Origin of the sequence: Leucobacter muris (assembly GCF_004028235.1) — a bacterium.
Lineage (GTDB): Bacteria > Actinomycetota > Actinomycetes > Actinomycetales > Microbacteriaceae > Leucobacter > Leucobacter muris.
Genome location: NZ_CP035037.1, coordinates 1,219,114 through 1,232,759, shown reverse-complemented (window position 1 = coordinate 1,232,759; position 13,646 = coordinate 1,219,114). Strand labels below are relative to the sequence as shown.

General features: G+C 66.3%; 20 protein-coding genes. 8 read left to right on the top strand and 12 right to left on the bottom strand.

Annotation, left to right across the window (positions count from 1 at the left end; genetic code table 11):
* Positions 1-99: 99 nt before the first annotated feature.
* The 7 genes from Leucomu_RS15165 to Leucomu_RS05815 all read left to right on the top strand — a co-directional run bounded on the left by Leucomu_RS15165 (position 100) and on the right by Leucomu_RS05815 (position 3,827).
* Entirely contained in the window at positions 100-255 is a 156-nt protein-coding gene (locus Leucomu_RS15165) for a hypothetical protein (protein WP_164884516.1), read from the top strand.
* Positions 255-455, top strand: coding sequence for a hypothetical protein (locus Leucomu_RS05840; RefSeq protein WP_128386634.1), 201 nt, complete (start codon positions 255-257; stop codon positions 453-455). Before Leucomu_RS15165 ends, Leucomu_RS05840 begins: the two co-directional genes overlap by 1 nt.
* The gene (locus Leucomu_RS05835) at positions 452-994 is read left to right on the top strand and encodes a hypothetical protein (protein WP_128386633.1); all 543 of its coding nucleotides are present in this window, start codon (positions 452-454) and stop codon (positions 992-994) included. Before Leucomu_RS05840 ends, Leucomu_RS05835 begins: the two co-directional genes overlap by 4 nt.
* Positions 995-997: 3 nt before the next feature.
* The gene (locus Leucomu_RS05830; RefSeq protein WP_128386632.1) at positions 998-2,209 is read left to right on the top strand and encodes an AAA family ATPase; all 1,212 of its coding nucleotides are present in this window, start codon (positions 998-1,000) and stop codon (positions 2,207-2,209) included.
* A gap of 88 nt (positions 2,210-2,297) precedes the next feature.
* The gene (locus Leucomu_RS05825) at positions 2,298-2,543 is read left to right on the top strand and encodes a hypothetical protein (RefSeq protein WP_128386631.1); all 246 of its coding nucleotides are present in this window, start codon (positions 2,298-2,300) and stop codon (positions 2,541-2,543) included.
* Between the two features lie 360 nt (positions 2,544-2,903).
* On the top strand, positions 2,904-3,110 hold the full coding sequence (locus tag Leucomu_RS05820) for a hypothetical protein (RefSeq protein WP_128386390.1): 207 nt from the start codon (positions 2,904-2,906) through the stop codon (positions 3,108-3,110).
* A 63-nt stretch (positions 3,111-3,173) separates the two neighbouring features.
* Complete coding sequence (locus Leucomu_RS05815) at positions 3,174-3,827, top strand: SOS response-associated peptidase family protein (RefSeq protein ID WP_128386630.1); 654 nt, start codon at positions 3,174-3,176, stop codon at positions 3,825-3,827.
* Between the two features lie 47 nt (positions 3,828-3,874).
* Here the strand turns inward: Leucomu_RS05815 and Leucomu_RS05810 are convergent, their stop codons facing one another.
* The 10 genes from Leucomu_RS05810 to Leucomu_RS05765 all read right to left on the bottom strand — a co-directional run bounded on the left by Leucomu_RS05810 (position 3,875) and on the right by Leucomu_RS05765 (position 9,557).
* Positions 3,875-4,603: a hypothetical protein gene (locus Leucomu_RS05810; protein WP_128386629.1), complete on the bottom strand. Its 729-nt coding sequence runs from the start codon at positions 4,601-4,603 to the stop codon at positions 3,875-3,877.
* 133 nt (positions 4,604-4,736) lie between these two features.
* The gene (locus tag Leucomu_RS05805) at positions 4,737-5,117 is read right to left on the bottom strand and encodes a hypothetical protein (RefSeq protein WP_017883453.1); all 381 of its coding nucleotides are present in this window, start codon (positions 5,115-5,117) and stop codon (positions 4,737-4,739) included.
* A 41-nt stretch (positions 5,118-5,158) separates the two neighbouring features.
* Positions 5,159-5,560 (bottom strand): hypothetical protein, encoded by a 402-nt coding sequence (locus Leucomu_RS05800; protein ID WP_128386628.1) that lies wholly within the window; start codon positions 5,558-5,560, stop codon positions 5,159-5,161.
* 653 nt (positions 5,561-6,213) lie between these two features.
* Positions 6,214-6,537 carry a hypothetical protein gene (locus Leucomu_RS05795; RefSeq protein ID WP_128386627.1) on the bottom strand — a complete coding sequence of 108 codons (324 nt, stop codon included), beginning with the start codon at positions 6,535-6,537 and terminating at the stop codon, positions 6,214-6,216.
* Positions 6,538-6,541: 4 nt separating this feature from the next.
* Positions 6,542-6,790, bottom strand: coding sequence for a hypothetical protein (locus Leucomu_RS05790; protein WP_017883455.1), 249 nt, complete (start codon positions 6,788-6,790; stop codon positions 6,542-6,544).
* A 3-nt stretch (positions 6,791-6,793) separates the two neighbouring features.
* The gene (locus tag Leucomu_RS05785) at positions 6,794-7,327 is read right to left on the bottom strand and encodes a hypothetical protein (protein WP_128386626.1); all 534 of its coding nucleotides are present in this window, start codon (positions 7,325-7,327) and stop codon (positions 6,794-6,796) included.
* Positions 7,324-8,112, bottom strand: coding sequence for a hypothetical protein (locus tag Leucomu_RS05780; RefSeq protein WP_128386625.1), 789 nt, complete (start codon positions 8,110-8,112; stop codon positions 7,324-7,326). The genes Leucomu_RS05785 and Leucomu_RS05780 overlap by 4 nt, the downstream gene beginning before the upstream one ends.
* Before the next feature lie 33 nt (positions 8,113-8,145).
* A complete protein-coding gene (locus tag Leucomu_RS05775) occupies positions 8,146-8,433 on the bottom strand; it encodes a hypothetical protein (protein ID WP_128386624.1) in 288 nt (95 codons plus the stop codon).
* 12 nt (positions 8,434-8,445) lie between these two features.
* On the bottom strand, positions 8,446-8,988 hold the full coding sequence (locus Leucomu_RS05770) for a hypothetical protein (protein WP_228407301.1): 543 nt from the start codon (positions 8,986-8,988) through the stop codon (positions 8,446-8,448).
* Positions 8,985-9,557 (bottom strand): hypothetical protein, encoded by a 573-nt coding sequence (locus tag Leucomu_RS05765; protein WP_194294571.1) that lies wholly within the window; start codon positions 9,555-9,557, stop codon positions 8,985-8,987. The genes Leucomu_RS05770 and Leucomu_RS05765 overlap by 4 nt, the downstream gene beginning before the upstream one ends.
* A gap of 94 nt (positions 9,558-9,651) precedes the next feature.
* On the opposite strand from Leucomu_RS05765, the gene Leucomu_RS05760 reads away from it, so the two are divergent.
* Complete coding sequence (locus Leucomu_RS05760; protein ID WP_228407350.1) at positions 9,652-10,905, top strand: IS256 family transposase; 1,254 nt, start codon at positions 9,652-9,654, stop codon at positions 10,903-10,905.
* A 24-nt stretch (positions 10,906-10,929) separates the two neighbouring features.
* Here Leucomu_RS05760 and Leucomu_RS05755 read toward each other — a convergent pair whose 3' ends face one another.
* Both Leucomu_RS05755 and Leucomu_RS05750 read right to left on the bottom strand, forming a co-directional pair.
* A complete protein-coding gene (locus tag Leucomu_RS05755) occupies positions 10,930-11,427 on the bottom strand; it encodes a hypothetical protein (protein ID WP_228407299.1) in 498 nt (165 codons plus the stop codon).
* A 7-nt stretch (positions 11,428-11,434) separates the two neighbouring features.
* Complete coding sequence (locus Leucomu_RS05750; RefSeq protein WP_128386622.1) at positions 11,435-13,633, bottom strand: fibronectin type III domain-containing protein; 2,199 nt, start codon at positions 13,631-13,633, stop codon at positions 11,435-11,437.
* Positions 13,634-13,646 lie beyond the last annotated feature (13 nt).

Below are 13,646 nucleotides of genomic sequence, written 5' to 3'. Positions count from 1 at the left end.
GGCATGACGGGAGAGCGCTGCTGGGAGATCGCGCTCGCGAGCAGCAGGCCAGACGAATCGAGGCCGCGACGCAGTCTTACGGCCGAACACGGGTCCGCCGTGGAAGCTCTCGCTGCGAAGGGCCTCACCGGCCGCGAGATCGCGCGCGAGCTCGGCATCACTCCCCAGAACGTGGCCTCGGTTCGGGCCACGCTCGCCAGATGGAAACGCGAACAGGAGAAGGCGGCGAACGCCGCCGAGGAAGGAACGAACTGATGTCACCAGAGATCCCGAGCCCGGCGCAGGTGGCTGCACAGCTGCGCACCGCGGCGGAGCGTGCGCAGGAGGCAGACCGGGTGAAGCGCGTGCGGCAGCGGCGGCGAGCGCGCCGCGGCGCGCGCATCGCGACGCACATCGATGAGACGACACTGGCGGCGCTCGCGAAGCTCGCACGACCCGAAGGAGGCACGCGGTGAGCAGCACAGCATCCGACCTGATCAGGGCAGTCCGTGAGCCCGGACCAGCAGACCCGCCGGAGCGTGCCGGGCACTACTCAGCGCTCGCAACGCTGCTCGCCTACGAGCTCGAGCGAGTGATCGGCCGTGAAGCTGCCCGCGCGCGCGACTCAGCTCACCCAGAGTACGTACCGGAGGCGGTGACGGATGCCGCGTTCGCGTCGCAGGCTGAATGGTGGAAGCCCGGCGATGAGCCGGTGCAGGGTGTCCTGGTCCCTCAGCTCATCGAGCAGGTGACCGAAGCGGCATACAAGGCGACGACGGCCGAGCATGACTGTTCGGGCCTGGCGTCGATCGCTGAGATCGAGAGCCTGCGGCGAGCGCTGGCCCTGCAGCAGGATCGCGCCGACTTCTGGGAGCGTCGTGCGAAGCCGGCCGCGGATGCCGAGTCGCTCGTCGCCGAGTGGAGAGCGCTCGATCGTGAGTGCACCGGAGACGGTCGACCCTGGCCTGTCGGTGACCGCATGGCCGACGCGCTCAGTGCGCAGATCGGAGAGTAGGCGATGGCAGGGACGAAGGCCGAGCAGCACCTGCTCGCTGCGGTGATCGGGAACCCGAAGATGCACTCGCTGACCGAGGGGCTCGTGAGTCGAGCCGACTTCACCGACGACCGTCTGGGGATTATCTTCGAGCAGGTGCTGCTCATGATCAGCCGGAGTGAGGCGGTCGACCCGATCGGAGTCGCTGACCGGTTCCCCGAGTGGGACGTGCGTGGGCTGAGCTTCGCGGACCTGATGGAGTGGAACGGTGCCGACGTGTACTCGGGCGCGGCCGGTGACTACGCGCGCGCCGTGCGGTCGGCCGCGCTACGTCGAGTCGCTCGGGAAGTTGCCGAGTACCTCTCGGAGGAGTCGCAGGATGGCGGCATCGACGCGTCCGATGTACTGACGACAGCGAAGAACCGTCTCGACAGCGCGATCGACGGCGCGACGTCGGGCAAGATCAAGGTGAAGACGCTGCGCGAAGTTCTCGACGGGAACGACACCTACGATTGGGTGATCCCCGACCTACTCGAGCGACAAGACCGGCTCATCCTCACAGGCGGCGAAGGAGCGGGGAAGACGACCCTCGCGCGGCAGCTCTGCATCATGTCGGCCGCGGGCCTGCACCCGTTCCGCCGAGAAGTCGAGATCAAGAACGGACGGGAGGTCCGCACGCCGTCGCTGATGCAGCCGGCGCGTGTGCTCGTCATCGACGCGGAGAACACGGAGCGGCAGTGGCGGCGCATGGTTCGCTACATCTCACGTCGAGCCCGCGAGCTTGGCCCTGTCGATCCAGCCGAAGAGGTCATGATCGCGACCGGGCACCGCATCAACGTGACCCGCGGCTCGCACCTGTCCGAGATCCACCGCCTGATCGACCAGCACCGCCCTGATCTGCTCTACATCGGGCCCCTCTACAAGATCACACACGGCGCGATCACGAACGAAGACGACGCCGCGCCCGTCCTCGAGGCGCTCGACTCACTGCGCGAACGCGGCGTCGCGCTGCTGATGGAAGCGCACGCAGCGAAAGGATCTGGTGAGGGCACTCGGAACCTTCGGCCACGCGGTAGCGGCGCGCTCATGGGCTGGCCCGAGTTCGGCTTCGGACTCGACCGCAACCCCGGCGACCCCGTCGCCGAGCTCGTCGCATGGCGCGGGCAGCGTGACCCGAACCGGATGTGGCCGAAGATGCTGCGGCAGGGCGACGATTGGCCTTGGGAGATGGACTGAGCCGCAGCGCGTCAGCGACGAATCGCTGAGAATGTCGGCGGCTCCCCCTACTCTCCCTCGCATGGGAGGAATGCCGTGGACCCCGATGATGACGCTGACGCGCGTCAGCGATGATGAGGCGTGGATGTACGACGGGGCGATCCGGGTCGCGATCATCCGCCGGGTGCGAATCGGGCGCCCGTCCGCGCTGCTCTGGCGCTCGGTGACCGGCGACGAAAACCCCGACCAGCGCGCCCTTGTCGGGTACTTCCCGAGCGTGCAAATGGCGGCTGCGGTGACGTGGCGGTCCTGGGACCAGCGACACAAACCCGTCGAGAAGCGCAGCCTGTCGTGATCGGATCGACCCCCGCCGCGTAACATCATGTTGCACAATTGTGCCACATGATGTTACACTAGAGACGTCGGGGAGATACCCCGACAGAGAGGGAGGGAAACATGGAGATCATCGGGTTCTTCACCGCACTGGTCAACCTCATCACCGCCCTCATCCTCTGGCAGACCGCGAAGCGCAACCGGCGCAACCGCGACTGACAGAGAAGGGCCCCGAGTAGCCGTTAGATACTCGGGGCCCTACCCCTCCATCCTACGTCCACCAGGAGCCCCTCATGCAGACCCTCACCCTCACCCTCATCATCTCCATCGCCGCCGCGGTGATTGCTGTGGCCGCGCTCATCTACGCGATCCGAGGCCGACGATGACCAACCACGCCCGCGCCCTCACAGCCGCCGCCGACCGCCTCGAGCAGGCCCACGCCGCCCGCGACGCCGCGATCCTCGACGCCCACGCCGCCAAGATCCCCCAGACAGCGATCGCCGCGGCCGTGCGCCTCTCCCGCATGCAGGTGAGCCGCATCATCGCGGCGGCGAGCGCTGCCGCGGATCAGGAGTCGCGCTCGGAGTAGCCCATCGCCCTCGTGGGGCGCGAGGGGGTGTCCGCGGGCGGCGCGGCGGCGTAGCCTGTGCGCATGTGCAACAGCTACGGACTTGGCGGCTACCTCCACGACGGGGAGGAACCGCGCAATCCGCTCCGCCCACTGGACCAGCGCGAGTCCGAGCGCGCGATCGCGGAGTGGGCACAGGGCCGCGACGGCAGGGCCGCGATCACCGGATCGAAGGCCCGCAACCTGAACCCCATCATCCGCGCGGCCGAGGACGGTGATCGTGAGCTCGTGTTCGGGTGGTGGTGGCTCTGGCTTGACGGCAGCGGGCCGGTGAAGTTCTCCGCGTTCAACTCTCGCGACGACCGGCTGTTGCGCTCGTGGAAGAAGCCGTTCCAGCGCCGCGCGCTGCTGCCGGCGAGCTGGTACGTCGAGAAGAAAGGGCGCTTCGCGCTGCCAGACGGCGAGCAGTTCGGGATCGCCGCGGTCACCTCCACCGTCACCACCGACGACGGTGAACTCACCACGTACTCTATGGTCACCCGCGACGCCCCCACCGGCAGCGAAGCGGCCGAGTACTGGCCGCGGATGCCGCTCGTTCTCCCACGCGACGAGCACGACGACTGGCTTGATCCCGAGCAGCCCGGCGACGCCGAACTCGTCGAGCGCGTTCAGCTCGAGAGCGAGGAGATCTCACACGCGCTCACTGCCAGTGCTACTGAGGCGCCAGTACTCCACTGAAGAGAGACGGAATGAGCAACACTGGCTCCAAGAACCCCAACCGTGACCTATGCTTCGGATGGTCGTTCGATAAGCAGGAACTGCTCGCGATACGCCGAGTCAGGGAAATGCGGTTGATCCCGCTCTCCCCAGGAAAGCTTCGCCATCTGCCCCAATCGGCCGTCGTCCCATGACGGCACAAGCACCTCCACGCTTTCTCCGGCAGCCAGGCCAGTCACGTGAGCATCGGGGTAAAAACGCCACTCTCCCTCACACCCCTGTGAAGCGTCACTCAGCCCCAGATTTGCGGCGTCACGGTCACCAGTGTTTCTAAGCGAGAATCTCGTGCCGCTTGAGTCAAGAGCTTCCATCACGAACCACGCATGCGGCCCGGCAATGGAGTCACCCTCGAGTTCGCTTTCTTGGCGCCTTGCTTCCATGGCGCGCATCCCGTTCTCGCGCCGTTCTTGCACCCTCTGCTCTTGTTCAAGTCGAAGATTCTCAGCTTGAACTTCTCTCTCCCGTCGTTGCTCCTGGACTTCCCGCTGCAGTTCGTGGGTCTGCTTACTTAGTTTGAACCCCAACCACGCCACTGCAGCAGCTACCGCAGAGGCGACGACGGTCGCGAAGGCTGATAATAATGCCGCTATTGCGGTAAACCACGCCAGAAAATCTTGGAAGAATGTGGCGACAATTGCCGCATCCGCGACACTGGCTATCGAGCCCTGAGGGAACATGAGGAAACCATATCGACCTTTCGCGCGCAGGTAACTCCCGCGCTCGAACCAAGCAAACACCCCACTAGAACATAAGAGCAGCGGGGCGCAGAGCGTTAGACCAGATGCCATGAGAGATCAACGCCACATAGCCCTCGGAAGGTACGGTTTGGCGTTAATCACACAGGGTGTCCTGGCGAGTGGATTGCAGCTACTACTCCGATGAATCCTGACTCTCGAAGCGCACCTCGTGCACTTCAACGTCATCCGGCGATGACAATTCTAGATTGAACTGAAAGTCCATCTGAGCTGCCTGACTTTGGATCGCACGTCGCGAAAGGTCGTACAGATCCTCCGCAACATGAACTCTCACCCAATCCCGGAATCTTTCCTCAGGCCAGTCGTCTAGGTCCCACCCCATCTTTTCGGACAGAAGGACAGCCTGGCTAAGCGTCTGGGCGAACCCTTCCTTCTCCACTACCCGCAGATAAGAACTGACGATGATGTTTCCCGAATCGGTGTAAGCAATCACGTCGAGATGCCATTCAAGACCGAACCGAACTTCTTCTGACTCCTCCACGTCCGAATGGAACACTTCGATCCTCCGGAGTTCGACGTGACGTCCGGAAGTGTCACTCACCCCAGACCACCGATCATCTCAGCCGGCCTATGATCGGGGCCCGGCTCCCATTCCACCCAATTATTCGAGGCATGCGAGGAAGTCATGGTCTTGAATTTCCGGTCCGCGGATTCCGAAAGCGAAGTCACCCTGTAATCCACGAAGGCATCAATGGAGTTGGCAAACTTGCGTAACTGCGAGAGAGTCAGGTCTCGATCTCCATCCAGCCATTGGCAGACCAGGTATTCCGACTCACCCATCTTCTCTGCAACAGAAGAAATCGAGACTCCAGCAACCTTAAGAGCGTTCGCAAGCCCTTCGATCAGGTGACGCTGGGAACGGTGGTTTTTGGCGGCGAGTTCGATGGAAGAGCGGTCAACCGACGACTCCCCCAGCAGATCGAGAATTAAGTTGTCCATCTAGGGCCTCCTCTTCTCCAACGTGAACTGAACTGACCATGCGTTGGCGCGTTGGGTAGCGCGCTCAATCTGAATCTGCTGCTCGGCAACACCACTCTCCCCATTTGCTTTTGTTGCCAGATGAAGAGCTAACAGACAATCTTCGTCGTCTGTTGGCTCAGCATAGTACATGCGTACCAGACGACTACTCTTAGAGGGAGGGTCGAACAAGGGCCTCATCTCGAGGATGTCACTGCCAACAACTCGCACCGGAAATCGGGGGGTATCTCCTACTCGGAGACGCCCAGCTTTGGCAGCCTGGCAGAAGTCACTGATCGCGCCGATCGCGTCCACGTAGTCGGCCTCCGGAAGGTCTGTGTCCAAGTCACGCCGGATCAGAGCTCGCAACTCATCATGATACTCAAGAATCGCCGGATCATGCCAATGGTTCGAAGCACGAAGGCCCGTGGATATCTCTCTCATGGAGCGGATTCCGACTGGCCTGACGGAAACAAATGCCACCCTGACCCACCTGACCCGCTCGAAACAGTACACCTATTAACTACCACAAGCTGCTTCCATACCAAAACGAACAGCGCATCTAATCGCTACTCAAACAGATAGGCGCCCCCGCTGCTCCGTGAGGAGCAGCGGGGGCGCAGTTCGTTGATGGGTCAGTCGGCGGCGTAGCGGGGCACGTAGTGCGGGCGGGCGTCGGATCCGAGCATGATGCGTTCAACGGCCGGCCAGCGATCGCCGAGCCACTGCGCGAGCCTCTGGTAGGCGAGGATCACGAGCGCGATCACGAGCGCCTGCAGCAGCGCGAGTGCCGGCACCGACACGATGCCGGCCTCCGCGATCACGCCGTCGACCCACGCGAGCGCGGCGGCGAGCGCGGGGATCTGTGCGACGAGGCGGGCGACGAGCACGGCGATCAGGGCGGCCATGATCGTGCGCCGGTCCTGGTTCTTGCGATCGGTCTTGGTCTGGGTGGTCATGGGGTTACTCCTTCATGAAGGGGGGCAGGGTGTCTTGGGTCCAGGTGCCGGTCTTGAGCATCTCGACGCGGTGGGCGTGCAGGCTCTCCTTGAGTTTGCGGTTCTCAGTGAGCGCCGCGGCGTGCGCGTCGACTTGCTGGCGGCGCTGCTCGGTGGACTGTTGGATGCGGTTGGCGAGGATGCGGCCGAGCCACACGAGGAGGGCGCCCGCGAGGGTGTACCAGAGCTTGTCGGGGCTGTCGATGATTCCCACCGGCTACCCCCTCGGCTTGAACGGGTACCGCCAGATCATCCCGAGACGGAGCGCGAGCACGCAGGAGGCGATGAGGATCACACCGGCCTGGGTGAGTCGCGACCCGGTGGACTGGAAGTGGAGCACGATCACGATGTACGCGTACGCGGCGAGACCGGCGACCATCGCGACGATCGCCCACCGCTCGAGCTCCCACCATTCCCGCCAGCCCGCGAGCATGCCGAGCGCACCACCGACGAGGAACATCAGGCCAACGACGGTCATGCCGCCGGCCCCGAACACGCCCTCGAGCGATTGCGGCGGCCACGCGAGCGTCACCACCCCCGTCGCGACGAACAGGGCGTAAGCGCAGGCGTACACCGTGGACGCGTAGCGAGGTTCGGGGACGAGGCGCAGCCAGCGCGCCCGCACCCACCCCGCCACGGCGCGGGCAGGCTGTGCGCCGTGCTCGCGCGCCCACACGATCGCGACCGCGCTCGCCGCGAGCACGAGCAGCGCGAACCCAGCTGCGGCGAGCGCGGTCGCGATCGTGTTCACCAGCCGGCCTTCTTGAGCGCCGCGCGCTCGTCGGGGGTGCAGTGCTTCAGCTTCATGCGCTTCCAGAACGGCAGGGTGCACGACATCGGCTGTCCGTACTGGGTGGCGAGCGCGTTGGCGGCCATGCCCTGCATGTCGCTGGTATCCATCTCGGTCCACGAGCCCTCGACGCCTTCGGTGAAGGTGGCGTAGGCAGGCGACCCGTCCTGGCGGGCGTTCTTCTCGAGCACGATGAACATGGTGTTGCGTCCTTTCCGGAGGCGGCGAGCGCGGTGGAACGCTGCGAGTTTCTGCGACGCGGCGAGCGCCGGCGTCTTGGAGGTGTGGAAGGCGCCCACGGTGAGCGCCTTCGGGCGGAGCGCGCCGAGCACACCCCGCGGGATGAGATCCGCGATCTGCACCGCGCCCGGGTTCTGGGTGAGGCAGCGCAGCATTCCGTTCGCGAGCACCTCGAGCAGGGTCGCGATGTGCGAGAGCGGGTACCAGGCCGACCCGAGCTCCCAGATCACGACGTCGCCCGGGCGGAGCGCTTGACCGGCAGGGATCTTCTCGAACCACTGCCCGAGGCCCGAGCGCTCGAAGTTGTGCCACACGTTGCAGGCGAACCCGCTGTGGGGTTGGATGCCGCCGGCGTTCGTGTAGGTCGGCCACGACGGAACGCCGAGGAAGTTCGTCGCGTAGTGCGACCACTGGTCCCAGCACTGCGCACCGAACACCTTGTCGACGTCGATCCACTGGTAGCGGACGCGCTGCACGTAGGCGGCGAGATCTGCTTCGGTGAGCACGATGATGCTCCTTCCTGAACGAGGTGGGCCCCGCTACTGGGCGGGGCTCTCCTCGGGGTCTTCGCTGGGCGGGTCGGGCGGGGTCTCGGCGGCGAGGATGTCGTCGACGGCGGTGGCGATCATCGCGTCGGTGATCGCCGAGCTCCGCCCGTCAGCGTCGCTGGCGGCGCAGCACCATCCGGGGGTCGTGGCGAGCTGCCACATGTGCTGCTGCGTCCATTCCGCGGGCGTGGGTATGCCGCGGCCCGCCGCGCACGCCGTCGCGCGGGAGCGCAGTTCGACATCCTCGGCGAGGCGGGCCTGTTGCAGAAAGTTCGTCATTGGGGCTCCGTTCTAGGTGGTGGGCACGATCTCCCACAGCAGCAGGAGGTTCTGCTCAGTGGATGACGCGACCTGGGTGAATCGGACCCGCACCGTGGTGGTGCTCAGGCCGGGTGTTTGGCTGACCTGCGAGACGTGGCCGTAGCCGGTGCCGACTGCGAGTGCTGTCATGCGGATCATCGTGCCGGGAGGGGCAACCGCGGGCACCGCCACCCCGAGCGTTGTAGCCCAGATCTGCGAGGTGCCGGCCTGAGTGAGTGCTCCGCTGGGGACGACGATCGTGCCGGACCGGCGGGGGCCAGACCCGCGGCCGACGATGGTGACGCGGCGGGATTGGATCAGGCAGAGCACGCGGTCGCCGACCGCGTGCTCGCGGAGCACCGACGCCGGCGTGCCGGCGAGCGGGTCGAGGTCGCCGTCGAGGCGGACACGGAGCGGGTCGACCTCGGCGACGACGCCCCATTCGGTGCGTGGGGTCGCGCGCAGCTGCGCGGCGAGGTCGACAATGCGGTCCATGAGGGGCTGCAGCAGTCGGTCGAGCGCGTTCGGAGTCACAGCTCTCTCCATTCCGCACGGCACTGCGCGTCGTAGCGGAGGTCGAAGCGCATGCGCTGGATCGTGGCACGGGCGGTATGCCCGCGCCCCCGGAACTCGATGACATCGTTCGGGTTGAGCGGCACGATCGCGTGCGTCACGGCGAGCTTCGCGACCGGTGACATCGCGTCGGTGAGGCGGCGCTGCGCGAGCGCGTTGAGTACGTCCTGCGTGCCCTCCACGCCGGTCTCGGTGCGGGTGATCCACCGGCCCCGCGCCTGGAAGGAGAACCGCGAGTCGGGATCCTCGTTCACGGCGACGGCCGAGAGCGCGGGCTCTTCGTCGTCACCCTGCCCGACCACCACGAACCGGTTCGGGACCGACGCGAGATCCTGCTCGCGCTCCCAGCCCGGCTGATGAATCGCGTACTCGCCCGCGGCGAACTCCCACGCGAGCGGCCGCTCGGCAGGCAGCACGTACGGCTCGACCCGGTACTGGCCGCCGCCGTCGCACCACAGCGACCAGTAGCCGGCCGCGCCCAGCAGATCGTTGATGATCGTGAGCTTCGACGTGCCCGCATCCCACACCATCGGGGACTGTCTGAATAATGGTGTGTGAGGGTCCGGCCTGATCCGAAAGGAGATGGCCGTGGCTGACACGACCACTGTCGTTGTTGACGACGAGATGATTGATCCCGTGACCGGGGAGATCATCGATCAGAAAGAACTCGCAGAACGCTTGCTCGCGCAGGCGAAGGAGCAGGGCGTGAGCCTGACGGGGCCGGGCGGCCTGCTCAGCCAGCTCACGAAGAACGTCCTCGAGACCGCGCTGAATGCCGAGTTGACCGAGCACCTCGGCCACGAGCACGGCGGGACCCCAATCGGCGAGAACATGCGTAACGGGACGCGGGTCAAGACGGTGCTGACAGAGATCGGCCCCGTCGAGATCGAAGTCCCGCGAGATCGAGACGGGTCGTTCGAGCCGGTGATCGTCCCCAAGCGGAAACGCCGACTGGACGGCATCGATCAGATCGTTCTGTCCCTTTCCGCTCGGGGGTTGACGACCGGTGAGATCGCTGCGCATTTCGACGAGGTCTATGGGGCGAAGGTCTCCAAGGACACGATCAGCCGGATCACCGAGAAGGTCGCCGGGGAACTCGCCGAATGGTCGAGCAGGCCGTTGGATGCGCTCTACCCGGTGATCTTCGTCGACGCGATCGTGGTGAAGGTCCGTGACGGGCAGGTGAGGAACACCCCGTTCTATGTCGTGATGGGCGTCACCGTGAACGGGGAACGCGACATCCTCGGCATCTGGGCCGGTGACGGTCAGGAGGGTGCGAGGTTCTGGCTGCAGGTGTTCACCGAGCTGAAGAACCGGGGTGTCGAGGACGTGCTCATCGCGGTCTGCGACGGGCTGAAGGGTCTCCCGGAGGCGATCAACACCACTTGGGAGCAAACGGTCGTCCAGCAGTGCATCGTCCATCTGATCCGCAACAGCTTCCGCTACGCCGGGCGGCAACACCGCGACGCGATCGTCCGTTCCCTCAAACCCGTCTACACGGCCCCGTCGGAGCAGGCGGCGAAGGATCGGTTCGAGGAGTTCGCCGCCGAGTGGGGCGGACGGTATCCGGCGATCGTGCAGCTCTGGAAGAACAGCTGGGCGGAGTTCGTGCCGTTCCTCGAGTATGACGTCGAGATCCGGCGGGTGATCTGCACGACCAACGCGATCGAGTCAATCAACGCTCGCTATCGGCGCGCCGTGAGAGCTCGGGGGCACTTTCCCAACGAGGCCGCCGCGCTGAAATGTCTCTACCTCGTGACGCGGTCGCTTGACCCGACTGGCGGCGGAAGGGCACGCTGGGTGATGAGGTGGAAGCCCGCGCTGAACGCGTTCGCGATCACCTTCGCCGGACGGTTCGAGAAAACCACTCACGAATGAAAACCGCCGGATCCCACACACCGTTTATCGGACAGACCCCACCATCGCGGCGGCGAGCGCGGTGTCGGAGTCGGTGGTGGCGATGCGGGTTTCGCCAGTGGACTCGATGAGGGCGACGACGGTGGGGATGATCGGGGTACCGGCGGGGAGGCTGTAGCGGGTTTCGACGGTGTCTTCGTCGATGATGGACATCTTGGAGAGGAGGTCGACGGTGTGGGTGGTTCGGTCGTCTCGGGTGATGGTGCGGGGGGAGGTGAACAGCATCGTGGCGATCGGCCAGGGGTCGATGCCGCGCAGGCCGGGGTCGTAGGTGATCTGGATGCGGTGTCGCATCCAGTCGATGTCCTGCCCGCGTTCGTCGATGGTGAGTTGTGCGGAGCCGCCGAGGCGGGTGGTTGCGGCGACTTCGCAGGATCCGCTGGCGATGCCGTCGAGGGCGCGCAGGGGTTGGTCGGTGTTGTCGAGGAGGAGGTACCGCCAGCGGGGGCGGCGAGGTCCGGCCCAGATCGGGTCCATGCTCACCACCCCCTCACTGTCGGCCGGTTTCTTCGAGTTGGAATTGCCACTGCCAGATCGCGCCTTCCGGGGTGCCGGTGTCGCGCGGGAGCGAGACTGATCCGATCACGCCGTAGATGCGGCGGCCGTCGGGATCCCGGTACAGGTGCACTGGTTCCTCGGTCTGGGCGAGGTCGACCATCTGAATGATCGTGGCGTTTACGTCGTCGTCCTCGAGGAGTGTTCCCGAGGCGTCGACGGTGTGGGTGAGTTGCTCGCCGGCGTAGGGCACCCCGTAGGGGCGTCCCTCGTACCGTTGCACGGAGCGGGCGCGGGCGGCGTCCACCTTGATCGACGGATCGTATGGGAGTCGGGCGGCGGTGGCGAAGCCGGTGCCGCCCGAGAGCCACAGCGCGGGAGAGTCCGCGCGGGCTACGTAGTCGGTCGTCGCCGAGGCGCCCGTCTCCGCGTAGGCGATCGCCCGGTAGGTCGTCAGCCCCGCGGTGAGTGACTCCCAGTCGTCGAAGAGGAGGTTCGGGTCGGCCTGCTCGAGGATCGTCTCCCAGGTCACGCCGCCGTCGATCGAGCGCAGCACGTCGACCGCGATCGTCTCCCGCAGGTCCTCCCCTGGGTCGCCCTCACCGACGACCAGCTGCACGCAGCCGAGCTCCTCGCGCCATTCGGCGAGCACGCGCGGCGGTGCCGGCGGGACGAACTCAGCGGCGAAGTCGACCGTCACCGGGGCGGACCAGATCGGGCCGACTGCGGTGCGCACGGTCACCCGGTAGGTGTGCTGGTCCTCGAGGCGGTACCGCATCGTCACAGACGAGGTCGCCCCGTCACCGGAGCGGCGCTCGAGTTCCGCGCCCTCCTCATCGAGCAGGATCGCTTCCCACGCCGACTGGGGGCGGCCCTCGGACTGGAAGTGCAGCCAGGAGACCACGCAGTAGGCGGAGTCGAGGGGATCCTCGGGTGAGGTGATCGTGACGACCGGCGGTGCGGCGACGTCGGCGGTCGCGACCGCAGACCACGCACCCCAGTCGGGGTGGGCGCCCTTGGTGCGCACCTGCCACTCGATGAGGCCGAGGCCGTCGCCGCCCATCCCGAACTCGTCGAGCATCTCGGCCGCGGTCGGCCACGTCTTCGACTGCGCCGAGCTCGCGAACTCGGCCGAGCTCCATGCGCCGCCGGGGCGGCGCATCTGGACCTGGGCGCGGGTCTGCTCGGACGCGTCGGCCGGATTGTGCCGCCACCCGAGCACGCCCTGCGCCTCCGAAGAGACGAGCGCACCATTCGGGGTGAGGTTGCCGGGAGCGTTCGGGGGTGCGGTGAGCTGCACCGTGGGAGATGCCGCCGACCATGTCGAGACGAGAGCGCCGCGCTTCGCGCGCACCTTGTAGGTGTGCGGCAGGGCAGCGTTCGGGTTCTCGTGCACCCACGGCAGCGCGACGCCCGACGCCACGACGGTGTCGCCGTCCGCGACATCGTAGGAGGCCGCGTAGGGCGGCTTCGACGTCGCGTCGACGCGGATGCCGCCCGTGGTGCGCGTCGCCGAGATCCCAGTCGGAACCGCCGGCGTCGTGTACACGGTGACCACGCCCGACCAAGCCGAGGAGCCGCCTGTGTTCGAGCGGATCACGCGGTAGTCGTAGCGGCGGTTCGCCTTCGTCGCCCGGTCCACGTAGGATGCGGGATCGCCCGATAGGGAGGCGATCTGGGTCCACGCGCCCGAGTTCTCGCGGCGCTGCACGATCGCTCGCGTCGCCGCCGTTCCCGGCCGCGACCAGGAGAGCGTGTGCTGGGTGTCGCTGTTGCGCGCCACCGACAGCACCGGGGCCCCGGGCGGGGCCGGCGGCACTACCGGGGGCGGGATCCGCGGCAGCGTGAGGTTCGTGACCGTGACCGGCACGTTGATGTACGCGTTGATCGCGTCGTAGACGTAGCCGGTGACCGTCACCGACGCGTCACCATTCGCGTTGTGCACGATGGTGCGCGAGTAGTCCATGACGACGTGCGTGCCCGCCGCGTACTGGGCGTACCCGTTGAACACCGTCGCACCGCCGCCGGCGATCGTGTAGCCCAGCTGCATCGCCGACGACGCCACCCACTGCGACACCACGAGGTAGTAGACGCAGCGCACCGTGGTCGTGTTCGCGGCCGCGTTCTGCGACCACGTGATCGACACCATCAGCTGGTTGTTGCGGGCGTCCGCCGGCCCCCAGTAGTCCACCATGAGGATCTCCAAT